The organism is Streptomyces sp. NRRL S-244, from assembly GCF_000717915.1.
Taxonomy (GTDB): Bacteria; Actinomycetota; Actinomycetes; order Streptomycetales; family Streptomycetaceae; genus Streptomyces.
In genome coordinates, this window is the sequence record NZ_JOCX01000005.1 from 91,570 (window position 1) to 115,904 (window position 24,335).

At 73.0% G+C, this 24,335-nt stretch carries 14 protein-coding genes and 1 pseudogene; 12 read left to right on the forward strand and 3 right to left on the reverse strand.

Annotated elements, in window-relative coordinates:
• The first annotated feature begins 59 nt into the window (after positions 1-59).
• Together guaB and IF02_RS0108040 are read left to right on the forward strand one after the other, a co-directional pair.
• The gene (gene guaB / locus IF02_RS0108035; RefSeq protein WP_030154773.1) at positions 60-1,559 is read left to right on the forward strand and encodes an IMP dehydrogenase; all 1,500 of its coding nucleotides are present in this window, start codon (positions 60-62) and stop codon (positions 1,557-1,559) included.
• Positions 1,560-1,694: 135 nt separating this feature from the next.
• Positions 1,695-2,819, forward strand: coding sequence for a GuaB3 family IMP dehydrogenase-related protein (locus IF02_RS0108040; RefSeq protein ID WP_030154774.1), 1,125 nt, complete (start codon positions 1,695-1,697; stop codon positions 2,817-2,819).
• 73 nt (positions 2,820-2,892) lie between these two features.
• Here IF02_RS0108040 and IF02_RS0108045 read toward each other — a convergent pair whose 3' ends face one another.
• Positions 2,893-3,399: a hypothetical protein gene (locus tag IF02_RS0108045; protein ID WP_030154775.1), complete on the reverse strand. Its 507-nt coding sequence runs from the start codon at positions 3,397-3,399 to the stop codon at positions 2,893-2,895.
• 150 nt (positions 3,400-3,549) lie between these two features.
• Positions 3,550-4,839 (reverse strand): nucleotide sugar dehydrogenase, encoded by a 1,290-nt coding sequence (locus tag IF02_RS0108050; RefSeq protein ID WP_030154776.1) that lies wholly within the window; start codon positions 4,837-4,839, stop codon positions 3,550-3,552.
• Positions 4,840-5,099: 260 nt separating this feature from the next.
• Here IF02_RS0108050 and IF02_RS0108055 point away from each other — a divergent pair, with 260 nt between their 5' ends.
• The 7 genes from IF02_RS0108055 (at position 5,100) to IF02_RS0108085 (ending at position 19,469) form a co-directional block, all read left to right on the forward strand.
• Positions 5,100-6,806 carry a glycerol-3-phosphate dehydrogenase/oxidase gene (locus tag IF02_RS0108055; protein ID WP_030154778.1) on the forward strand — a complete coding sequence of 569 codons (1,707 nt, stop codon included), beginning with the start codon at positions 5,100-5,102 and terminating at the stop codon, positions 6,804-6,806.
• A 161-nt stretch (positions 6,807-6,967) separates the two neighbouring features.
• Entirely contained in the window at positions 6,968-9,415 is a 2,448-nt protein-coding gene (locus IF02_RS0108060) for a serine/threonine-protein kinase (RefSeq protein ID WP_030154779.1), read from the forward strand.
• Positions 9,416-9,566: 151 nt separating this feature from the next.
• Positions 9,567-12,296 carry a protein kinase gene (locus IF02_RS0108065; RefSeq protein WP_030154781.1) on the forward strand — a complete coding sequence of 910 codons (2,730 nt, stop codon included), beginning with the start codon at positions 9,567-9,569 and terminating at the stop codon, positions 12,294-12,296.
• Between the two features lie 124 nt (positions 12,297-12,420).
• Positions 12,421-14,064, forward strand: a complete 1,644-nt coding sequence (locus tag IF02_RS0108070) for a serine/threonine-protein kinase (RefSeq protein ID WP_030154782.1) — start codon at positions 12,421-12,423, stop codon at positions 14,062-14,064.
• Between the two features lie 93 nt (positions 14,065-14,157).
• Positions 14,158-15,786 (forward strand): succinic semialdehyde dehydrogenase, encoded by a 1,629-nt coding sequence (locus IF02_RS0108075; protein ID WP_030154784.1) that lies wholly within the window; start codon positions 14,158-14,160, stop codon positions 15,784-15,786.
• Between the two features lie 26 nt (positions 15,787-15,812).
• On the forward strand, positions 15,813-17,630 hold the full coding sequence (locus tag IF02_RS0108080) for a GMC oxidoreductase (RefSeq protein ID WP_030154786.1): 1,818 nt from the start codon (positions 15,813-15,815) through the stop codon (positions 17,628-17,630).
• A gap of 192 nt (positions 17,631-17,822) precedes the next feature.
• A complete protein-coding gene (locus IF02_RS0108085; protein ID WP_051695975.1) occupies positions 17,823-19,469 on the forward strand; it encodes a hypothetical protein in 1,647 nt (548 codons plus the stop codon).
• A gap of 346 nt (positions 19,470-19,815) precedes the next feature.
• Here the strand turns inward: IF02_RS0108085 and IF02_RS0108090 are convergent.
• A pseudogene (locus IF02_RS0108090) lies at positions 19,816-20,112 on the reverse strand (chorismate mutase); the annotation flags it as partial.
• A 290-nt stretch (positions 20,113-20,402) separates the two neighbouring features.
• On the opposite strand from IF02_RS0108090, the gene guaA reads away from it, so the two are divergent.
• The 3 genes from guaA (at position 20,403) to IF02_RS0108105 (ending at position 24,320) form a co-directional block, all read left to right on the forward strand.
• Positions 20,403-21,995 (forward strand): glutamine-hydrolyzing GMP synthase, encoded by a 1,593-nt coding sequence (guaA, locus tag IF02_RS0108095; RefSeq protein WP_030154791.1) that lies wholly within the window; start codon positions 20,403-20,405, stop codon positions 21,993-21,995.
• A 150-nt stretch (positions 21,996-22,145) separates the two neighbouring features.
• Positions 22,146-22,916 (forward strand): class II aldolase/adducin family protein, encoded by a 771-nt coding sequence (locus IF02_RS0108100; RefSeq protein WP_030154793.1) that lies wholly within the window; start codon positions 22,146-22,148, stop codon positions 22,914-22,916.
• Between the two features lie 153 nt (positions 22,917-23,069).
• The gene (locus IF02_RS0108105; RefSeq protein ID WP_420708111.1) at positions 23,070-24,320 is read left to right on the forward strand and encodes a hypothetical protein; all 1,251 of its coding nucleotides are present in this window, start codon (positions 23,070-23,072) and stop codon (positions 24,318-24,320) included.
• Positions 24,321-24,335: the final 15 nt, after the last annotated feature.

Genomic DNA, 24,335 nt, shown 5'->3' on the forward strand with positions numbered 1-24,335 from the left:
GCGTCGGGATCCCGTTAGCATGGACACCCCCGCTTAGCAAGACCATTTGGGAAGGTGTCATGACCGCCGACGGAGTGCCCGACAAATTCGCCACGCTCGGACTGACCTACGACGACGTGCTGCTGCTGCCGGGCGCGTCGGACATGTCGCCTGATGCGATCGACACCTCTTCCCTGATCTCGCGCAACGTCCGCGTGAACGTGCCGCTCCTGTCCGCCGCCATGGACAAGGTCACCGAGGCCCGCATGGCCATCGCGATGGCCCGCCAGGGCGGCGTCGGCGTACTGCACCGCAACCTGTCGATCGCCGACCAGGCCAACCAGGTCGACGTGGTCAAGCGCTCCGAGTCCGGCATGGTCACCGACCCGATCACGGTGCACCCCGACGCGACGCTCGGCGAGGCCGACGGGCTCTGCGCGAAGTTCCACATCTCCGGCGTCCCGGTCACCGACTCCGCGGGCAAGCTGCTCGGCATCGTCACCAACCGTGACATGGCCTTCGAGTCGGACCGCAGCCGCCAGGTGCGCGAGGTCATGACCCCGATGCCGCTGGTCACGGGCAAGGTCGGCATCTCCGGCGTGGACGCCATGGAGCTGCTGCGCCGCCACAAGATCGAGAAGCTTCCGCTGGTCGACGACGCGGGCATCCTCAAGGGCCTCATCACGGTCAAGGACTTCGTCAAGGCCGAGAAGTACCCGAACGCCGCCAAGGACAAGGACGGCCGCCTGCTGGTCGGCGCCGCGGTCGGCGTCACCGGAGACGCGTACGACCGTGCGCAGGCGCTGATCGAGGCGGGCGCCGACTTCATCGTCGTCGACACCGCCCACGGCCACTCCCGGCTCGTCGGCGACATGATCGCCAAGATCAAGTCGAACTCCTCCGTCGACGTCATCGGCGGCAACGTCGCCACCCGCGACGGCGCCCAGGCGCTGATCGACGCCGGCTGCGACGGCATCAAGGTCGGTGTCGGCCCCGGCTCCATCTGCACCACCCGCGTCGTCGCCGGCATCGGCGTCCCGCAGGTCACCGCCATCTACGAGGCCTCGCTCGCCGCGAAGGCGGCCGGCGTCCCGGTCATCGGCGACGGCGGCCTGCAGTACTCCGGAGACATCGCCAAGGCGCTCGTCGCGGGCGCCGACACGGTGATGCTCGGCTCGCTGCTCGCGGGCTGCGAGGAGTCCCCGGGCGAGCTGCTCTTCATCAACGGCAAGCAGTTCAAGTCGTACCGCGGCATGGGCTCGCTCGGCGCGATGCAGTCCCGCGGCGACCAGCGCTCCTTCTCCAAGGACCGCTACTTCCAGGAGGGCGTGGGCGGCGACGACAAGCTCATCGCCGAGGGCATCGAGGGCCAGGTCCCGTACCGCGGAGCGCTCTCCGCGGTCGTGCACCAGCTCGTCGGCGGCCTGCGCCAGTCGATGTTCTACGTCGGCGGCCGTACGGTGCCGGAGCTCCAGGACCGCGGCCGCTTCGTCCGCATCACGTCGGCGGGCCTCAAGGAGAGCCACCCGCACGACATCCAGATGACGGTCGAGGCACCGAACTACAGCCGCAAGGGCTGAACCGACAGCGCGTGAAGGGGGCGGGTCCATCCGGACCCGCCCCTTCGCCATGCGTCCGTACAGCGGTCACCGGAACGCGGGGCGCCGGGGTTCGGGGATACTGGACGGGCAGACCCAGAGGAAAGGCCACCACACGTGACTGAGATCGAGATCGGGCGCGGCAAGCGCGGCCGCAGGGCGTACGCGTTCGACGACATCGCCATCGTCCCGAGCCGGCGTACGCGGGACCCGAAGGAGGTCTCGATCGCCTGGCAGATCGACGCCTACCGCTTCGAGCTGCCGTTCCTCGCCGCTCCCATGGACTCGGTCGTCTCCCCGCAGACCGCCATCCGCATCGGCGAGCTCGGCGGCCTCGGCGTGCTGAACCTCGAAGGCCTGTGGACCCGGTACGAGGACCCGCAGCCGCTGCTCGACGAGATCACGGAGCTCGACGAGGACGCCGCCACCCGCCGCCTCCAGGAGATCTACTCCGCCCCGATCCAGGCGGACCTGATCCGGCAGCGCATCAAGGAGGTCCGCGACTCCGGTGTCGTCACCGCCGCCGCGCTCTCCCCGCAGCGCACCGCCGAGTTCTCCAAGGCCGTCGTCGACGCGGGCGTGGACATCTTCGTGATCCGCGGCACCACCGTGTCGGCCGAGCACGTCTCGGGCGCCGCCGAACCGCTGAACCTGAAGCAGTTCATCTACGAGCTCGACGTCCCGGTCATCGTCGGCGGCTGCGCCACGTACACGGCGGCCCTGCACCTGATGCGCACCGGCGCCGCGGGTGTCCTGGTCGGCTTCGGCGGCGGCGCCGCGCACACCACGCGCAACGTGCTCGGCATCCAGGTCCCGATGGCCACCGCCGTCGCGGACGTGGCCGCGGCCCGCCGCGACTACATGGACGAGTCCGGCGGCCGCTACGTGCACGTCATCGCCGACGGCGGCGTGGGCTGGTCCGGCGACATCCCGAAGGCCGTCGCCTGCGGCGCCGACGCCGTGATGATGGGCTCCCCGCTGGCCCGTGCCACCGACGCGCCCGGCAAGGGCCACCACTGGGGCATGGAGGCCGTCCACGAGGACGTGCCGCGCGGCAAGAAGGTCGACCTGGGCACGGTCGGCACCACCGAGGAGATCCTCACCGGCCCGTCGCACACCCCGGACGGCTCGATGAACATCTTCGGCGCCCTGCGCCGCTCGATGGCGACCACGGGCTACAGCGAGCTCAAGGAGTTCCAGCGGGTCGAGGTCACCATCGCGGACTCGCAGCACCGCCGCTGACGCACCCCGTACGCACGAAGGGCCGGCTCCTCGAATTCGGGGAGCCGGCCCTTCGGCGTCAGGTGGGCGCAGGTCAGTCGCCGGCCTTCTTCGCGGCGCCGAAGGCCACGAAGCCGCCGATGGCGAGGAAGGCGTAGTCCATCGCGTCCGTGGCCTCCCGCCAGATGTCGTGCAGGCCGCCGACGCCCGCCTTGTCGAGGACCTCGCCGAGGCCGACGTGGCCGTAGTCGGCCAGGGCCAGCGCGATGAAGAACAGCTGGCCGAGGTAGACGGCGCCGAGGGAGAGGAGCGCGGCGACCACGGGGAGCGCCGGGTTCCTGCCGCCGAGCTTGCCGGCGGCGAAGCCGATCAGCAGGCCGACGCCGACCGCCGCGTAGCCGACCTGGCGGTCGATCGCGTTCATGATCCCGCCGTACGCGGCGGCCGCGACCAGGGCGGCGACCACGGCCGCGGCGATGCCCAGGCCGATGCTGCCGGTGCGGGCCGGCTCGGCCGGGTACGCGACGGCGGCGGAGGCCGGGATCGCGGAGCCGGCGGCGGCGTCGGACTCGGGTGCGGGCGGCTGGATGGGCTGGCTCATGGTGGAAATCCCCCCCAGGGATTCGGGCATACGGGTGTCCACGGTGGTCGGCCGAGGACGTATGGATGAGATAAGTCGCCGCAGGCTAGCAGGCGGCCCCGACATCCGCTGAAGCGTTTTCCGGGCCCGGTCCGGCGCGGTCCGGCCAGGTCAGAGCCGGTGCGCCGCACCCGCCGGGCTGGCTCCGCGGGTGTCCAGCAGCAACTGCGCCTTCACCGCGAGGCCTTGGAGGTCGTACGTGCGGTGGTGCTGGAGCAGGATCGTCAGATCGGCGTTCGCGGCGGCCTCGTACAACGATTCGGCACGGGGGACCGGCCGGTCCCTGACGCGCCATCCGGCGACGTACGGGTCGTGGTAGCTGACCAGCGCCCCGAGGTCGAGCAGCCGGCTGGCGATCTCGCGGGCCGGTGAGCCCTCCTGGTCGGCGAGGTCGGGCTTGTACGTGACGCCGAGCAGCAGGACGCGCGCCCCGCGGGCCGATTTCCCGTGCTCGTTCAGCAGGGTGGCGGAGCGTTGGATGACGTACTGGGGCATCCGGCCGTTGATCTCCTGCGCCAGCCCGACCATGCGCAGGGGGTGGCCCGGGGTGCGGGTGGTGTGGGGGAGGTAGTTGGGGTCGAGGGGGACGCTGCGGCCGCCGACCCCCGGGCCGGGCCGGAAGGCCTGGAACCCGTACGGCTTGGTCTCGGCGCAGCGGATGACGTCCCAGAGGTCGACGCCGAGGTCGTGGCAGAGCACCGCCATCTCGTTCATGAGGGCGATGTTGACGTGCCGGTAGTTGGTCTCCAGGAGCTGTACGGTCTCGGCCTCGCGCAGGCCGCGTGCCCGGACGACCTTCTCGGTGAGGCGGGCGTAGAAGGCGTGCGCGGACTCGGTGCAGGCGGGGGTGAGGCCGCCGATCACCTTGGGGGTGTTGGCGATGCCGTGCGTGCGGTTGCCGGGGTCGAGGCGGCTGGGGGAGTACGCGAGGTGGAAGTCCCGGCCGGCGCGCAGTCCGGAGCCCTCCTCCAGGATCGGGCGCAGGTAGTCCTCGGTGACACCCGGGTGGGCGGCGGATTCGAGGATGACGGTGGTGTGCGGACGCAGCCGGGCGGCGAGCGTGCGGCCCGCCTCGCCGACGGCGGAGAGGTCGAGTGCGCGGTCGGCGCCGAGTTGGGTGGGGGCGCAGATGACGGCGGTGCGGACCCGGCCGAGTTCGGCGGGGTTGGTGGTGATCCGGAAGCCGGCGGCCGACATGCGGCGGATCTCGGCGGCGGTGAGGGTGGAGTCCGTGGCGGTGGCCGTGGCGTTGACCGCGGGCGTGGCCGTGGCCGGGTCGGCGGCCGTTGCCGCTGCCGGACCGCTGTCGTAGCCGACCGTCTCGATTCCGGCGGCGACGGCCGCCTGCGCCAGCGGGAGGCCGAGGTGGCCGAGTCCGATGACGGCGAGATCTGCGGGCATGGGGTGCCGTCCCTTCCCTGGCATGCATGAGGGGGCTGGGTGCGCAAGCCCTGTGGACCGTGCAGGTGGAGTGTGGAGCTGGCGCGATGTCAGACTAGGCGTATATATGACCGATGTGTCGTATTACGGGGTGATGGTCGCCGTTGTGTTGTCCACAGGCGGTGGCTGATGTCGGTACGGCGGGTCAGAATCGTGAGCGGGGGATGTGAGCGGGGTCACCCGCACCGAGCGGGAACGGCCCGCACCGACGGGAGGCAGCAGTGAGGACAGCGACACTGGGGCCGGTCCAGCGCGAAGAGGCGCTCGCCCGGATGGCCGAGCGGGAACTGGACGTGCTGGTGGTGGGCGCGGGCGTGGTCGGCTCGGGCACCGCGCTCGACGCCGCGACCAGAGGCCTCTCGACGGGGCTGGTGGAGGCCAGGGACTGGGCGTCCGGCACCTCCAGCCGGTCGAGCAAGCTGATCCACGGCGGACTGCGGTATCTGGAGATGCTCGACTTCGCCCTCGTCCGGGAGGCCCTGAAGGAGCGCGGCCTGCTGCTGGAGCGGCTAGCTCCGCACCTGGTGAAGCCCGTGCCGTTCCTGTACCCGCTCCAGCACAAGGGCTGGGAGCGGTTCTATGCCGGATCGGGCGTCGCGCTGTACGACGCGATGTCGGTGTCCAGCGGGCACGGGCGGGGGCTGCCGGTGCACCGGCACCTGTCGCGGGGGCGCGCGCTGCGGGTGGCTCCGGCGCTGCGCAAGGACGCGCTGGTGGGCGCCCTGCAGTACTACGACGCCCAGATGGACGATGCGCGGTACGTGGCCACGCTGGTGCGGACGGCGTCGGCGTACGGGGCGCAGTGCGCCAACCGGGCGAGGGTGGTCGGCTTCCTGAGGGAGGGCGAGCGGGTCGTCGGGGCGCGCGTGCAGGACGTGGAGGGCGGCGGCGAGTACGAGATCCGCGCGCGGCAGGTCGTGAACGCGACGGGGGTGTGGACGGACGACACGCAGGCACTGATCGGGGAGCGGGGCCAGTTCCACGTCCGGGCGTCGAAGGGCATCCACCTGGTCGTACCGAAGGACCGGATCCACTCCTCGACCGGGCTGATCCTGCGTACGGAGAAGTCGGTCCTCTTCGTCATCCCGTGGGGCCGGAGCTGGATCGTGGGCACGACGGACACCGACTGGGACCTGGACAAGGCGCATCCGGCGGCGTCGAGCGCGGACATCGACTACCTGCTGGAGCACGTGAACTCGGTGCTGGCCGTGCCGCTGACGCGGGACGACGTCCAGGGGGTGTACGCGGGCCTGCGGCCGCTGCTGGCCGGGGAGTCGGACGCGACGAGCAAGCTCTCGCGCGAGCACACGGTGGCGCATCCCGTGCCGGGGCTGGTGGTGGTGGCGGGCGGCAAGTACACGACGTACCGGGTCATGGCGAAGGACGCGGTCGACGAGGCGGTCCACGGCCTGGACCAGCGGGTCGCGGAGTGCGTGACGGAGGACGTGCCGCTGGTGGGGGCGGAGGGGTACCGGGCGCTGTGGAACGGGCGGGCCGGGATCGCGGCCCGGGCGGGCCTCCATGTGGTGCGGGTGGAGCACCTGTTGAACCGGTACGGCTCGATGACGGACGAACTGCTGGACCTGATCGCGGCGGACCCGGGGCTGGGGCAGCCGCTGGGCGGGGCGGACGACTACCTGCGGGCGGAGGTGGTGTACGCGGCGTCGCACGAGGGGGCGCGGCATCTGGACGACGTGCTGACGCGGCGGACGCGGATCTCGATCGAGACGTTCGACCGGGGGACGCGCTCGGCCCGGGAGTGCGCGGAGCTGATGGCTCCGGTCCTGGGGTGGGACAAGCAGCAGATCGAGAAGGAAGTGGAACACTACGAGAAGCGGGTGCAGGCGGAACGGGAATCGCAGCGTCAGCCGGACGACCAGACGGCGGATGCCGCGCGGCTGGGGGCGCCCGACATCGTTCCGTTGTAACTCCGGGATGCGGAGGGGGGAACCGCGGACCCGGGGCGCCCGTCCGTTGCGGAGTGAGGAACAATGAGGGTTCTGCCGGGGCGGGTTACCGCACGGGTTTTCCCGGAGCGGGCCACCGGGGATCCCCGGGGCAGCAGGCGGCACGATCGCAGAGGGGACGCATGTCGAAGCCGGAGCACACCGAGTCGCCCGCCGAGTCGCCTGCGGCGAAGCAGGAGGCTGCGCGTGCGGCGAAGCCTGCCGCCTCGGCCGCGGCGGAGCGTGATGCCGGGCAGGCGGCGAAGCCGGAGGCTGTGAAGCCTGCCGCCGCGCCCGCCGCCTCGCCCGCGGCGGAACCGGAGGACACCAAGCCTCCCGGCGCGCCTGCGGCCAAGGCCGACCTGAGCAAGTCCGCCGTGGCGTCCGCCGAGTCGGCGGAGCCGAAGGACGAGGAGCCGGCTGCGGCCAAGGCCGACCTGGCCAAGCCCGTCGCCGGTACCGCCGAGTCGGCGGCAGGCGCGGGCAGAGCCGGTGGCGGTGCGTCGCAGGACGCGAAGTCCGCAGGCTCGGCTGCGGTGGAGCCGGACCCGGGCAAGTCCGCTGGTGCATCCGCCGGTGCATCTGCCGGAGGGAACCCCGTAGTCGAGAAGGCCGATGCCGTTGCCGCTGCCGTCAAGGCCGCTGCCGCCAAGGCCGCCGCGGGCGCGGGAGCCGAGGGGCGGCTGCTCGCGCGGCGCTACCGGCTGCGCGAAGTGCTCGGCAAGGGCGGCATGGGCACCGTCTGGCGCGCCGAGGACGAGACCCTCGGCCGGACCGTCGCCGTCAAGGAACTCCGCTTCAGCACCGGCGTCGACGAGGACGAGAAGCGCCGCCTCATCACCCGTACCCTCCGCGAAGCCAAGGCCATTGCCCGGATCCGCAGCGGCGGAGCCGTCACCGTCTTCGACGTCGTCGACGAGGACGGCCGCCCGTGGATCGTCATGGAGCTCATCGAGGGGCCCTCCCTCGCCGAGTTCATCCGCGAACAGGGCCCGCTGACCCCCCACCGCGCCGCCGAGGTCGGCCTCGCCGTCCTCGACGTACTCCGTGCGGCGCACGGCCAGGGAATCCTGCACCGGGACGTGAAGCCGTCCAACGTGCTCATCGCCCGCACCGGCCGCGTCGTCCTCACCGACTTCGGCATCGCACAGGTCGAGGGCGACCCCTCCGTCACCTCCACCGGCATGCTCGTCGGCGCCCCCTCGTACATCTCCCCCGAGCGCGCCCGCGGCCAGAAGCCCGGCCCGCCCGCCGACATGTGGTCCCTCGGCGGCCTGTTGTACGCCGCCGTGGAGGGCGTGCCCCCGTACGACAAGGGCTCCGCGCTCGCCACCCTCACCGCCGTGATGACCGAGCCGGTGGAGCCGCCCAAGAACGCGGGTCCGCTGACCGAGGTCATCTACGGACTGCTGGCCAAGGACCCGGCCCGCCGCCTCGACGAGGAGCGCGCGCGGGTGATGCTCACCGCCGTCGTCAACGCGCCGGAGCCGGTGCCGGCTCCCGTCCTGGCCCCGGCCGTCGAGGAGACCCGGCAGATCTCGCTGGCCGATGCCAAGGAGGCCGCGGCCAAGGCCGCAGCCGAGAAGGCGGCCGAGAAGGCCGAGAAGAAGGAGCGCGACCGCCTTGAGCGCGAGCAGCGCGATCGGGCCCGCGCGGCGCTGAAGGCGACCCGCAAGGCCGCGGCCGCCGCGGCGGCGACCACGGCGGCCTCGGCGGCCGAATCCCCGGCCCCCGCACCGGCGTCGGGCAGGCCCTCGCCGGTCGCGGCGCCGCTCACCGACGTCATGTCCCGCCGTACCATCGCCCTCGCGATAGCGGGTGTGGTCGTCGCGCTCGCCGCGATCGGTTCGCTCATCGCGTACGCGTTCAGCGGTGACGACGCGGCCGACAAGAAGAAGGAAGAGGGCAAGGGCGGTCCGGGTACGACGGTCTCCGCCAGCCCGAACCCCAGCCCGTCCGCGAAGACCGGCGAGACCAACGCCACCTCGGGCAAGGGCGCCACGGCCAACGGCGGTGCCGGCGGCGAGCCGAGCCAGGGACAGTCCCCGGGCGGGCAGCAGAGCCAGGGGCAGAGTCAGGGCCAAGGCCAGAGCCAGGGGCAGGGTTCGACTTCGGGCGGTGCCGGAGCCGGGCTCCCCGAGGGCTACGCGAAGGTGACGGACCTGGGGTTCCACTTCTCGATGGCGATGCCGTCGGGCTTCAAGGTGACGGGCATAGCCGGTGAGAACTCCGGCGCGATATACAGCCGCGACGGCGGCTTCCCGCGCATTCAGGTCGACTACACCGCCAGCCCCGGCAACGACGCCCGCGCCGCATGGGCCGAGGCGGTCGCCGGAACGGCGGGCAGCAGCACGAACTACCGCACGATCCGGATCGACCCGACGGAGTACAACGGCTACCCGACCGTCGCGGACTGGGAGTTCGAGCGGGAGCAGAAGGGCATCAAGGTCCGCGTGCTCAACCGCGGCTTCAAGGTGGACGCGAAGCACGGCTACGCCATCATGATCAGCTGCCCGGCGGACCAGTGGGACGCCCCGGAATGCACGACGATGCGCAACACGGCGTTCCAGACGTTCCAGCCCCTGGGCTGAACCGCGCCTCCGGGGCTGCCGGGCCGGGCGCCGACGAGTGACGGGTGACGGGTGACGAGCCTTTCCAGGCTCGGGACGCGGGCGGCCCGCGCGACGTATCGTGGCAGTGGGGCCATGGGGGACGTGCGCCCCGGCACTCGGGGGAGGCGAAGTGGAGGACTACGCGGGCCGGATCCTGGCCGGCCGCTACCGTCTGCCGCTGCCGCCGTCGGACGAGTACGAACTGGTCGAGACCCGCGCCTTCGACACGCGCAGCGGGCAGGAAGTCCTGGTGCGGCAGGTGCCGTTGCCGGAGATCGTGGATGCCGAGCTGCTCGACGGTCAGACGCCGGGGCCTCCGGCGCCGGCCGGGGGAGAAATCCCGGCCGTGCGCCGGGCGATCGCCGCGGCACAGGCGGCCGCGTCCGTGCCGGACCATCCGCGGCTGGACCAGGTCTTCGACGTGTTCGCCGAGGGCGGGTCGCTGTGGATAGTGAGCGAGTTGGTGCCGGCGCGCCCGCTGGCCGCGCTGATCGCCGATGAACCGCTGAGCCCGTACCGGGCGGCCGAGGTCGCGGCGGACGTGCTGACCGCGCTGCGGGTGCTGCACGCGCACGGCTGGACGCACCGGAACATCACGGTCCGGACCGTGTTGATATGCGATGACGGCCGGGTCGTCCTGACGGGCCTGGCGGCGGGCGCCGCGGAGGACGCCCTGTGCGGATACGACCCGGTCCCCCGGGAGTCCGAGCCCCATGCCGAGTCCGAGCCCTGGGACGACCCGCCACCGCCTTCTCCTCCCGCCGGGGGCGTGGGCCGGGGCACGGGCCCGAACGGTACGGCCGCCTTAGACCCTGACCCGGGCAGGGGTGCGCCGCCCGTCGCGTCGGCGGGCTCCGGCGGTGCGCAGGGTGCGGTGCCCGGTGCGGGGTTGGACGTACGGGGTGCTCAGGGCGAGCCGGCGGGCGCCCGGCCGGACGGTGGTCCGGGCGCGGGCGGTTACGCGCCGCTCGTGGCGCCCGGGTACGACACCGGCCCGCGGTACTCCGACCACATCACCCCCGGGGCGACGGGGGAGCGGCCCGACCTCAAGGCCGCCGCCCGGGCCGGGGCCATCGCCGCCTACCGGGCGGGGGCGCAGGCCGCCGCCGCGCGGGTCACCGAGCAGCGCAAGGGCGGGTCCGAGCCCGCGCCGGAGCCGAGGCCGCAGGGGTCGAACCTCCCGCAGGGGTACTCGTACCCGTACGGCGGGCCGGAGACCGGTACGAGTGCGCCGTGGCACGGGGCCACGCCGCGCCGGCAGGCCGCGCTTCCCCCCGCCGGGCCGTCGGGGCAGGGGCAGGGGCAGGGGCAGGGGCCTTCGGAGCCGGAGCCGTCGGAGCAGGAGCCCGGGCCGGTGCGGGAGCCCGAATCGCGGCCCGACCCGGCGCCGGTCCGTCCCGCGCTGCCGGCGCAACTGGCCCTGCCCGAGGGCTACCGCCAAGCCGAAGCCCCGGACCCGACCGCCTACCTCCGCCCCGGCCAGCCCGGCCAGCCCCGCCCCCCGCGCCCCGGCCAGACCCCGCCGCACGGCACCGAGGGCCCGAACATGGCCTCGTACCTGCCGTCCGGCGAGCCCGGCCGGCTCCGGCCGAACGGGTCCGATGCCCCGGCCGCGGCCGCGTACCCCCGCCCCGGTCAGCCCCGCCCCGGCCAGGCCGGACCGCAAGGCGCCGAGCGCCGGGAAGCCGGGGGTTGGGGCGGGGACGGGCTCCGGGGGCTGGGGGCCGAGCGGGCGCGCTTGACCCGGATGGCCGTCGTCGGGGCCGTCACCGAGCGGTGGGCGCCCGAGCAGGCCGGGTCCGTCACCGGGCCCTGGCAGCTGGCCGCACCCGTCGGGCCCGCCACCGACCTCTGGGGGCTCGGCGCGCTGCTGTACCGCGCCGTCCAGGGGCACGCCCCGTACCCCGAGGACAGCGTCACCGAGCTCGTCGACATGGTCTGCGCCGAGTCCCCGGCCTTCGCCGAGGAGTGCGGCCCCCTGCGCCCCATCGTGGAGTCGCTGCTGCGCCAGGACCCCACCGAGCGCCCCGACTTCGAGGAGCTCCGCGGCTGGCTGCGCTCGCTCGTACGGTCCGCCCCCGAGCCGGACGGCGACTTCGCCGCGCTCCCGATGCCGGAGCCGGATCCCGCGCGGCTGCCCGTCGTACGCCGGCGGGGCGACCTGCACGGCCGCCACCGCAATCCCGCCGCCTCCCGCAAGCCCCGCTCCCTCGGGCGGACCCTCCTCCTCGGCGTCCTGGTCCTGCTCGCCGGGGCCGTGGCCTACGCCATCCTCTTCCTGCCGAGGAACGAGGAGCAGCGACCCGCCGCCGTGGCCAAGCCCCCCGTGCAGTCCCCTTCGCGGCCCCCGTCCGCCCCGCCGTCGGCGTCGCCGAAGTCGACGCCCAGCCAGGCCGCCCCCGCCCCCGCTCCCCCCGGCTACACCACCCAGCAGGACCCCGAGCACTTCGAGATCGCCGTCCCCAGCGGCTGGGAGCGGCGCGGGATGAACGAGGCCGGGCAGGTCCGGTACACCGACGGGGAGTACGTCCTGACCGTCGTCCCCGGCCGGGACAAGGTCGACGGAAACCCCGACCCGGCGACGTACCAGAAGGACAAGGAGCCGGAGCTGGCCCCGTACCGGTCCTCGACCTGGGCCAGCGGCGGCGACGTCAAGACCACCAAGGTCGGCAGCCAGCTCCGCGTCACCGGCCGGTACACGTGGATCGACGGCAACGGCCGCAGCGTCGTTGCCCGGAATTTCGTCGTGGCGCTCGGCGGCAGCTACCACGTCGTCATGGTGACCGGTCCGCAGGACGGCGAAGGCAAGGTCACCGAGGTCTTCGAAAAGGCCACGGGGAGTTACAAATCAGGCGGCTGAGGCCGACTGACGGTGACTCAGTACGGCGATTGCGTCACAGTGCTGCCGGAACCGCGCCTTCACGGTTCCGGCAGCCCCGGGCGCTCCGTAATCTGGCCCGAAGTGCACAGAGTGGCGGGGTTTCGTGGAACAGCAGACAGGTGCGGGCGCGGTGCTCGCTGGCCGGTACCGGCTCGTGGAGCCGATCGGCAGCGGCGGCATGGGCAAAGTGTGGCGCGCGCATGACGAGCTGCTGCACAGGACCGTCGCCGTCAAGGAACTGACGGCGGGTCTGTACGTGGCCCAGGCCGACCGGGAGGTGCTGCACGCCCGGACCCAGAAGGAGGCCCGGGCCGCGGCCCGGATCCAGCACCCGGCGGTCGTGGTGGTCCACGACGTACTGGAGCACGACGACCGGCCCTGGATCGTCATGGAGTACATCGACGGCCCCTCCCTCGCGGACGCGGCCAAGGCGGCCGGCCGGATCGAGCCCGCCGAGGCGGCCCGGATCGGCCTGCACGTACTGGGCGCTCTACGCGCGGCACACGCGGTCGGCGTCCTGCACCGGGACGTCAAGCCCGGCAACGTGCTGCTCGCCAAGGACGGCCGGGTCCTGCTCACGGACTTCGGGATCGCCGCGATCGAGGGCGACTCCTCCATCACGCGGACCGGCGAGATCGTCGGCTCCATCGACTACCTGGCTCCGGAGCGGGTCACCGGCGGGACCCCCGGCACCGCCTCCGACCTGTGGTCGCTGGGCGCGACCCTGTACACGGCGGTCGAGGCGCGCTCGCCCTTCCGCCGCACCTCGCCCATCTCCAGCCTCCAGGCCGTGGTCAACGACGAGCCGCCGGCGCTGCGCCAGGCGGGGGCCCTGGGCCCGGTCATCACGGCCCTGCTGCGCAAGGACCCCGACGAGCGGCCCTCGGCGCAGGAGACCGAGCGGATGCTGATCGAGGCGATGGAGGGCCGGCCGCCGAAGGCGGCGCAGGCGTACGTCCCCACGCGCGCGGTGACTTCGGAGGAGCTCGCCGACGCCGCCGAGGAAACGGAGCCGGAGGCGGAGCCCGCTCCCGCGTCCGCCCCGACCGCCGATCAGGCGCGCACGGCCGCCCTGCCCGAACAGCCCGGCCCCGCGCCGGCACCGGCGACCGGCGGCGGCTGGGTCAAGCGGGCCACCGCCATCGCGCTCGTGGCGGCGCTGGTCGGCGGCGGAGCCGTCTTCGGCGTCCTGAAGTTCACCGGGGACGACGCGGGCAACGGCGGCACCGACAAGAACGCGAGCGCCCCCGACCAGCAGGACGACGACGGCGGCGACGAGGCCGCCCCGCCCGCCGGCTACACCAAGGTCGTCGACCCCCTGGCCGGCTTCACGCTGTTCGTCCCCGACGGCTGGACGCGCAAGGCGAACGGCGACCAGATCGACTACACCCCGGACGACGGGAAGCACTTCATCCGGATCGCCTCCGACTCCACCCCGGACTACCAGGATCCGTACGCGCACCTGCTCGACCTGGAGAAGCAGGTGCAGAAGCGGACGGACTACAAGAAGGTGCGGCTGAACCAGAACACCTTCCGGGACAGCACCCGGGCCGCGCTCTGGGACTTCACCTGGACGGAGAAGCAGAACCACCCGGGTCCGCGCCGGGCCAAGGAGCAGATGTACGTCGCCCCGGACGGCACGGAGTACGCGGTCTACATCTCGAGCCCGGTCGCCGACTGGGCCAAGACCGAGCAGCAGTTCGACGTCGTGCTCAGCGGCTGGAAGCCGCCGGCCGAGAAACCCTGATTCCGTCATCCTGCCAGCGATCGCTGGCAGAAATGGCAAAATCCGGTTACCGACGGGTACCCAAAGCCCCCCGGGCGGAATACGCTCACCGCCATGACGGACTCGCAGGCCCCGGCCCCCCTCCGCAGCGCACCGCAGCCCACCAACCCGGTCGCCCCCGCCCCGGCCGGTGCCCGTACCGCCGCCGACGTGGTGACCCCCGACCTGGTCACCCGGCTCACGCGCGGAGTGATCGGCTCCGGCCGGACCGCCAACCACACCCCCTTCACCGGGGCCAAGCTGGCGGACCTCCCCGAGGCCACCCCCGAGGACGTCGCCGAGGCCTTCGACCGGGCCCGCGCCGCCCAGGGCGCCTGGGCCGCCGTCCCCGTACGCAAGCGGGCCGCCGTACTGCTCCGCTTCCACGACCTGGTCCTGGCCCGCCAGGCCGAGGTGCTCGACCTCATCCAGCTGGAGACCGGCAAGGCCCGTCTGCACGCCCACGAGGAGGTTCAGGCGGTCGCCGTCGCCGCCCGCCACTACGGCCGCAAGGCCCCCTCGTACCTGCGCCCCAAGGGCCACACGGGCGCCATCCCCACCCTCACCAAGGTCACCGAGCTGCGCCAGCCGCGCGGGGTCGTCGGCCAGATCGCCCCCTGGAACTACCCCCTCGAACTCTCCGTCGGCGACGCGCTGCCCGCCTTCGTCTCCGGCAACGCCGTCGTCATGAAGCCCGACACCGAGACCGCGCTCACCGCCCTGTGGGCCCGCGACCTGCTGATCGAGGCCGGACTGCCCGCCGAGGTCTTCCAGGTCGTCCTCGGTGACGGACCCGTCGTCGGCCCCGAGGTGGTCCGGCACGCCGATTACGTCTCCTTCACCGGCTCCACCCGCACCGGCCGCGAGGTCGCCCAGGGCGCGGCCGCCCGCCTGGTCGGGGTCACCCTCGAACTCGGCGGCAAGAACGCCATGCTCGTCCTCGCCGACGCCGACGTCGAGAAGGCCGCCGCGGGCGCCGTCCGCGCCTGCTTCTCCTCCGCCGGCCAGCTGTGCATCTCCATCGAGCGGCTGTACGTCCACGCCTCCATCGCCGACGCGTTCGTCGAGCGCTTCGCCGCCCGTACGAAGGCCATGCGGCTCGGCGCCTCCCTCGCGTACGGCGCGGACATGGGCTCGCTGGTCGGCGAGCGCCAGCTGGAGACCGTACGGCGGCACGTCGACGAGGCCGTCGCCAAGGGCGCCACCCTGGTCGCGGGCGGCGCCGCCCGCCCCGACATCGGCCCGCTCTTCTACGAGCCCACCATCCTCGACGGGGTCGAGGCGCCGATGGCGGTCTGCGGCGAGGAGACCTTCGGCCCGGTCGTCTCCGTCTACCGGTTCACCGACGAGGACGAGGTGATCGCGCAGGCCAACTCCACCGCGTACGGGCTCAACTCCAGCGTCTGGACCAAGGACGCCCGCCGCGGCCACGCCGTCGCCGCGCGCCTGCGCACCGGCACCGTCAACATCAACGAGGGTTACGCCCCGGCCTACGGCAGCGCCCAGGCACCCATGGGCGGCATGAAGGACTCCGGCCTCGGCCGCCGGCACGGCTCCGAGGGCATCCTCAAGTACACCGAGGCCCAGACCGTCGCCCACCAGCGGCTGCTGCCGATGGCGCCTTCGCTGGGGATGGACGACGAGAAGTACGCGGCGTTCATGACCCGCAGCCTCAAGGTCATGAAGACGCTCCGATTCCGTTAGGCACCACCGCTCGGGGAGGCACCGCAGTGTCGGACAACACCGACGAGAACGAGAACGAGAACGAGAACGGGTACGACTACGACGTCATCGTCATCGGATCGGGCTTCGGAGGGTCGGTCTCGGCGCTGCGGCTGACCGAGAAGGGGTACCGGGTCGGCGTCCTGGAGGCGGGGCGCCGGTTCACCCGCGAGAGCCTGCCCCGCAACAGCTGGGACCTGCGGAACTACCTGTGGGCCCCGGCCCTCGGGCTCTACGGGATCCAGCGGATCCACCTGCTCGGCAACGTGATGGTGCTCGCGGGCGCCGGGGTGGGCGGCGGCTCGCTCAACTACGCCAACACCCTGTACGTGCCGCCCACCGCCTTCTTCGAGGACCGGCAGTGGGCGTCCATCACGGACTGGCGCGAGGAACTCGCCCCGTACTACGACCAGGCCAAGCGGATGCTCGGCGTACGCCTCAACCCGACGATGACCCCCTCCGACGTCCACCTGAAGGCCGCCGCCGAGAAGATGGGCGTCGGGGACTCCTTTCACATGGCCCCGGTCGGCGTCTACTTCGGCGACGGCGCGGACGCGGACGGCTCGGGCGGCAGCCGCACCGCCCGCCCCGGCGAGGAGGTCCCCGACCCGTACTTCGGCGGCGCCGGCCCCGCCCGCAGGGCCTGCACCGAATGCGGCGAATGCATGACCGGCTGCCGCCACGGCGCGAAGAACACCCTGAACGAGAACTACCTCCACCTCGCCGAGCGCGCCGGAGCCGTCATCCACCCGATGACCACCGTCACCGCGCTCGCCGAGCACCCCGACGGCGGCCTCCGCGTCCGCACCGTCCCCACCGACGCCCGACGCCGGGGCACCGCCAAGGAGCTGCGCGCCCGGTACGTGGTCGTCGCGGCGGGCACGTACGGCACCCAGACCCTGCTGCACACCATGAAGGACAACGGGCTGCTCCCGCGCATCTCGGACCGGCTCGGCGAGCTGACCCGGACCAACTCCGAGGGCCTGGTCGGCGCGCAGACCGACGACCGCCGCTACCGCAGGCGCCACGGCCGGGACCGGCAGGCGGACTTCACCCGGGGCGTGGCGATCACCTCGTCCGTGCACCCCGACGCCGACACCCACATCGAGCCCGTCCGCTACGGCAAGGGCTCCAACGCCATGGGGTTCATGACCGTCCTCCAGGTGCCGTACGGCAGGCACCGGGTGCGGGCCTGGTTCGCCCGGACCGCCAAGCACCCGGTGCAGCTGGCGCGCTCGCTCTCCAACCGGCGCTGGTCGGAGCGGACGATCATCGGGCTCGTCATGCAGTCGCTGGACAACTCGCTGACGACGTACCGCAAGCCCGGTGGCCTCGGGAAGGGGCTGCTCACCGCCCGCCAGGGGCACGGCGCCCCGAACCCGGTGCAGATCAAGGAGGCCACCGAGGCGGCCACCCTGCTGGCCGAGGAGATCAACGGCTTCCCCGGCAGCAACATCGGCGAGCTGATGGGCACCCCGCTGACCGCGCACTTCCTCGGCGGCTGCCCGATCGGCGCCCGTGCCGAGGAGGGCGTGGTGGACCCGTATCACCGCCTGTACGGGCACCCGGGGATCTCGGTGGTGGACGGCTCGGCGGTCTCCGCGAACCTCGGCGTCAATCCGTCGCTGACGATCACGGCGCAGGCGGAGCGGGCGATGTCGTACTGGCCGAACAAGGGCGAGCAGGACCCGCGGCCGGAGCAGGGCGCGGCCTACATCCGCCTGGCGGCGGTGGAACCGGCCCGTCCGGCGGTCCCGAAGGAGGCCTTCGGCGCGCTGCGGCTGCCGCTGCTGCTGCCGGTACCGGAGGTTCCGAAGAAGGCCTGACACGTCTCGCGGCGGCGGGTTCTGCGCTCCCCCTCCGAGCGCAGACCCCGCCGCCGCGTACATAAGTGACAGGTGATCAGTCCGGATGGTTGCATGTGATGCCCGTCACCCTCCGAAGGGGGCAACCGAGACCCGTACTCGGCGGTCTCGATCTTCATGGACAAGCGCATCTCCCTTTTGGCCGCTACTGGCTTGGCGGCGCTGAGCCTCGGCGCGGCCGCCCCCGCGCTCGCCGCGGAACCGGTCTTTCCGCTAGGCGGCCCCTCCGCACTGGTGCTCCAGCCGTCCCCGGACACGGGCGCCTCGAAGGAGCGCAGCCTTCGCTACGAGCTGGCCTACGTGGGCCCCGGCAACAGCTTCCCGGGCGAGTTCACCGTCACCGTCGACCTGGCCAAGGTCTCCGGGGTGGCGTCGGTCCGGCTCGACCCGGCCAAGCCCAGGCCGAACTGCACGACGAGCGCCACCGCGATCGTCTGCACGCAGCAGGGCCTGTCGGTCGGGACCGGTGGGAACGGCAACAGCTTCGACCTGCTCGTCTCCGCCGCCAAGGACGCCAAGAACGGCGCGAGCGGCGAGATCGCGGTCACCGGCCGGGTGGCGGGCGCCGGCGTCACGCCGGTCACCACCAAGCTGACCGTCGGCGGCCCCGACCTGCACCTGGGCGAGCTGAAGCCCAAGGCCGAGGTGACGGCCGGCGAGCAGCAGGACCTGCCGCTGGCCTTCGCGAACCGGGGCACGCTGCCCGCCAGGTCGGTGGCGCTGGAGCTGGACGCCTCGGCCGGCCTGGAGCCGGCGGAGACGTACGACAACTGCCGGCGGCAGGACCACGGCGGCATGGGCGCCACCACGGTGTGCCTCGTCGAGGGCGAGTTCCTGCCGGGCGAGTCCTACCAGCTCGCCCCCGACTCCCCGCTGCACCTCAAGACCACCGAGCGCGCCTATCAGGACCGGCTGAGGTACGGGGTCGTCCCCGACCCGGCGCCGGCCAAGGACGCGACCGAGGGCAAGCCGGCGACCGGCAAGAAGCTGAAGCTGGTCAAGGCGTCGGCCGCGGTGCCGGTCACCGACTCCAACCTGGAGGCGCGGGACGCTCGCCGCGCCGAGGACACCGACCTGAACCCGCGCGACAACGAGCGCGCGTTCGAGTTCACCGCCAAGGGCGCCCGGGCCGACTTCGAGGCGGTCACCGCCGCGCCCTCCGGCAAGGTCGGCGACACGGTCGTGGCCGAGCTCGGCTTCCGCAACAAGGGCCCGGCCGTGATCAGCCACCTCCGCTCGAGCCAGAGCGTGGCCCGTACCGACATCGTGATGCCGGCCGGGGTGCAGGTCACGGACGTGCCCCGGAACTGCCGCGCGGCCAACGCGGACGGGAGCGACCGCGCGGAGCAGCTGGGCGCGCCGCGCTACTTCTGCGACGGCGGGATCTTCGCGGACGTCCCGGGTACGTACACCGGCCGGTTCTCGATGAAGATCGAGAAGGCGGTGGCGGACGCCAAGGGCTCGGTCACCGTCGGCGAGCCGGTCGCGGGCGGCACCAAGCCGCTCGCCTTCGACCCGGTCGCGGGCAACGCCAAGGCCGCCTTCGTGGTCGAGGTCAAGGGCGGTACGAGCCCGAGCCCGTCCGGCTCGGCCTCCGCGTCGCCGTCCCCGTCGGCCTCCGCCTCGCCCTCGGCGTCGGTCTCGCCGAGCGCGTCCGCGTCCGCCACCGGCGGTACGGGCGGCAACCTGGCCTCGACCGGCAGCTCCGTCGGCCCGATCGCGCTGGGCGCGCTGGGCGCGGTGGCCGTCGGCGGTGCGCTGTACGTGGGGGTCCGCCGCCGCTCGGGCGGGCACGCGTAAGCAGCGGGGACACGCGGAACGGCCGGCCGGGGGCGTCCCCCCGGCCGGCCGTCCTTTTTGGGGTGACCGGGCTGCTGTCCCCTGCCGTCCGGTCACGCGAAGGAGCGAGGTCCCACGACGCACGTCCCGGGGGGCCGTACGTCTCATCGCTCCCGAAGAGCCACGCGTGGTGCTGTGGTCCCGCGCCTGGCTGGCGCGGCCATCCACACCAACGAAGGGTGCCGGGGCCGGTCACGGTCCGGACGAGTGACGAACAGGCGTAAGGCCCGGGACGGGCGTACCGGGACGGGCTTACCGGAACGGGCGTACCGGAACGGGCGCAAAGACCGGAGCGGACGAACGGGCCTCAGACCCGGCCGCGGCAGAGCTCCAGCAGCGTCATCGCGAGGGTGGTCCCCGGCTTGCCGAGGGCGTCGCTCCAGTGCGCGAGCACCTCCATCTCGCGCGAGAGGTGCACCCGGCGGCCGCCCGAGGCGATCCGGGCGTCCTGGATGACGGTCGAGACGGCCATCCGCTCCTGGATCAGCCCGATGATCCGGTCGTCGATGGCGTCGATCCGCTCGCGGGACTCGGCGATCAGCTGCGCGGGGGTGGTGGTCACGCTCATGTTCTTACTCCTGTGGGTTGTGCCGGCAGGAGCGGAAACGCCAGAGCGCCCCGGTCCTGTCGGACCGGGGCGCTCTGGGAAGTCAGCGGCTCAAGCGAGCATCACGCGGACCCATGGCGACCGGACCGGCCGGTGCCATAGGTAAAGAGGAAGCTCAGCTGCTTGCGCATGAACCGGATTATGTCGGCCCGACCCCCTCCGGGCCAACCCGGCCCGGATCGTGAGACGGACCGTGACGTGGGCCTCGGATGGTGCGACAAAGTGGCGGCCGGCGCCACCGGTAGAATCGACAAAACAGCCACCCTCTTCCGCCGGAAGGCCGCCCCGTGCCAGAAGCACCCTCCGCCGCCCACGACAGCGCCCCGGACACGGTTCTCGTCGTCGACTTCGGCGCCCAGTACGCCCAGCTCATCGCCCGCCGCGTCCGCGAGGCACGGGTCTACAGCGAGATCGTCCCCAGCACGATGCCGGTGGCCGAGATGCTCGCCAAGGACCCGAAGGCGATCATCCTCTCCGGCGGCCCGTCCTCCGTGTACGAGGAGGGTGCTCCGCGCCTGGACGACGCCCGCGCCCTCTTCGAGGCCGGCGTCCCCGTCTTCGGCATGTGCTACGGCTTCCAGCTGATGGCGACCACCCTCGGCGGCACCGTCGACAACACCGGCGCCCGTGAGTACGGCCGTACGCCGCTCGCCGTCTCCAAGGCCGGCTCCACCCTCTTCGAGGGCACCCCCGAGCACCAGTCGGTGTGGATGTCCCACGGCGACGCCTGCTCCGCCGCCCCCGAGGGCTTCACCGTCACCGCGTCGACGAACGTCGTCCCGGTCGCGGCCTTCGAGAACGACGAGAAGAAGCTGTACGGCGTGCAGTACCACCCCGAGGTGATGCACTCCACGCACGGCCAGCAGGTGCTGGAGCACTTCCTGTACCGCGGCGCCGGCCTGGAGCCCACCTGGACCACCGGCAACATCGTCGAGGAGCAGATCGCGGCCATCCGCGAGCAGGTCGGCGACAAGCGCGCCATCTGCGGCCTCTCCGGCGGCGTGGACTCCGCGGTCGCCGCGGCCCTCGTCCAGAAGGCCATCGGCTCCCAGCTGACCTGCGTGTACGTCGACCACGGCCTGATGCGCAAGGGCGAGACCGAGCAGGTCGAGAAGGACTTCGTCGCCGCCACCGGCGTGCAGCTGAAGGTCGTCGACGCGCAGGAGCGCTTCCTGACCGCGCTGGCCGGGGTCTCCGACCCGGAGACCAAGCGGAAGATCATCGGCCGCGAGTTCATCCGCGTCTTCGAGCAGGCCCAGCTGGAGATCCTCCAGGAGGACGGCCCGGCGGTGGCCTTCCTCGTCCAGGGCACCCTGTACCCGGACGTCGTCGAGTCCGGCGGCGGCACCGGCACCGCGAACATCAAGTCCCACCACAACGTGGGCGGCCTGCCCGACGACATCGAGTTCGAGCTCGTCGAGCCGCTGCGCCAGCTGTTCAAGGACGAGGTCCGGATGGTCGGCCAGGAGCTCGGCCTGCCCGAGGAGATCGTCCAGCGCCAGCCCTTCCCGGGCCCCGGCCTGGGCATCCGCATCGTCGGCGAGGTCACCAAGGAGCGCCTGGACCTGCTCCGCGAGGCCGACGCCATCGCCCGCCACGAGCTGACCGCGGCCGGTCTGGACCGCGAGATCTGGCAGTGCCCGGTCGTCCTGCTCGCGGACGTCCGCAGCGTCGGTGTCCAGGGCGACGGCCGCACGTACGGCCACCCGATCGTGCTGCGCCCCGTCTCCTCCGAGGACGCGATGACCGCGGACTGGACGCGCATGCCGTACGAGGTGCTCGCGCGGATCTCCACCCGCATCACCAACGAGGTGCCGGACGTGAACCGCGTCGTCCTCGACTGCACGAGCAAGCCCCCGGGCACCATCGAGTGGGAGTAGTCCCCGCCCGACGCCCGTGACGAAGCCGCCGTTCCCCCGGGAGCGGCGGCTTCGCCGCGTGTATGGCCAGTTGGCGCGGCCGCCGGTACCTTGCGCGGCGAGCCGAAGGAGGGGGTCATGCCGGATCAGCCCGAACCCGTACCCGCACCGGTGCCCGTACCCGTACCGGCACCCGTACCGGCACCCGTACCGGTGGACCGGCTGCGGTTCGCGCTGCCGCCCGTCCACGCCGACCCGGCCGAGGAGCGCGCGTACCGCAAGGAGCGGCTCGCCGGGGCGCTGCGGCTGTTCGGCCGCCTCGGGTACGAGGACGGGGTCGCCGGGCACATCACCGTGCGGGACCCGGAGTTCGCGGACTGCCACTGGGTGAACCCGTTCGGGCAGGCCCTGTCCGCACTCACCGCCGCCGACCTGCTGCTCGTCGACGGGGACGGGTGCGTGCGCCGGGGCGCGCGCCGGGTCAACGAGCTGGCCTTCGCCGTGCACGCGGCCGTGCACCGGGCCCGCCCCGACGCGGTGGCGGTGGTGCACGCGCACGCCCCGTACGGCAGGGCACTGGCCGCGCTCGGCGAGCTGCTCGCCCCCATCAGCGAGGAGGCCTGCGCCTTCTACGAGGACCACGCGCTCCTCGACGGGTTCGCCGGGCCGCAGGACGGCGGGCGGATCGCCCGCGCCCTGGGCCCGTACAAGGCGCTCGTCCTGCGCAACCGCGGGCTGCTGACGGTCGGCGACTCCGTGGACGCGGCGGCCTGGTGGTTCATCGCGGCGGAGCGGGCGGCGCAGGTGCAGCTGATCGCGCGGGCCGCCGGGAAGCCGGTGCCGATCGACCACCGCGCTGCGCTCGCCGCCCGGGAGCGTTTCGGCACGGATCTCGCCGCCTGGGTCAGCTACCAGCCCCTCTGGCAGACCGTCGCCCCCTGACACGGCTGGGCCGGGCGGGTGACGTCAACATCATGAACGGTTAATCACCTGCTCTGACATCGTGCGCAATCCGGAGCACTGCCGCAGTGGTGCACAATTCGCTGGCATTGCACCGTAGTTCAGAGAGGCGGCACGCACGTGGCTGTCCAAGAGATGTCCCGAAGCACCCACGGCGGCGCCTGCACCTGCGACGACTGCCCGCACGGCGCGCAGGAGGGGCACCGGCGCGCCGTCGCCGCGTTCACCGAGAAGCGGGACGAGTTCGCGGCCGGCCAGGGGCTGCCGGCCGCCGTGGCCCGGTCCGCCGGGGCGTCCCGGCAGTGGGTCTCCGACGAGCTGACCCTGTCGGCCCGTACGGTCGCCGACCGGGGCCGGGAGGCCGGCAACTCCTGGCTGTACCTGTTCTCCCGGCGGGCCGTGCTCGCCGTGTGGATCGCCGCCGGGGTGCTGCTGCTGGTGCAGGTCGGCACCGCGCTCGGCACCGGCTGGTCCACGGCCCGCACCGCCGGGCTGCTCGCGGCGGTGGTCCTGGCCGGGCTGCTGACGGTCGCCGCCCGCGCCCAGTCACTGCGCGGCGGGCTGCTCGCCCCGCTGGTCGGCGAGGACAACCGGCTGTCCACCTCGAAGGCGGTGCCGAGCGCCTGGGTGGTGCTGACCGCGTTCGCCGCGCTGCTGCCCGCGCTGCGGCTGGCGGCCTCGCCGCCCGGCCCGGGGCGCCAGGCCCTGTACGCGGGGCTGGCGCTCGGGCGGGCGCTGCCGCTGCTGGCGGTGGTCGCGCTGACCTCGGCCGTGGCGGTGCTGGTGCGCCGGGTGGTCACCGTACGGATCATGGGCCAGCGGATGCAGAAGCTGCCGGCGGACCGGCCGCGCGGGGTGGACCTGCTGACGGACGACGCGGGCCGGGGGAGCTTCCCGGACGCGCAGTACGTGCTGGTCTCCACGGTGGTGCTGGCCTTCGCGGCGGTGTCGATGGCCCGGTTCCCGGACCGGCTGCCGCGGCTGCCGTGGGCGCTGGCCATGCTGGTGGCCCTGTCGGCTGCGGTGTACCTGGCGGCGAAGTACGCCGAGGTGACCCGCCCGCTGATCCTGTCGGTGGTGCGCAGGAGGGAGCCCGGCGACCTCGACGCGGCCATCCGGCCGGGCGACGACATCGAGATCCGCGGTGTGGGCTTCGTACCGCCCGGGGCGCAGACGCCGGAGATGCTCGCCCGGTTGGTCGTACGGGTCGGGGCGGTCCACGTGCACGTGCCGCTGGTGCCGGTCGCGGGCGGGTTCACCAACCCCTCGGACTCGGTGCTGACGGTGCCGGTCCCGGCGGAGGTGGAACCCGGCCGCATCGAGGTGCAGGTGGTGACGGCCGCCGGAGTGGAATCCAACCGCTGCACCATCGACGTGGCCGAGTGAACCGGGGTACACATG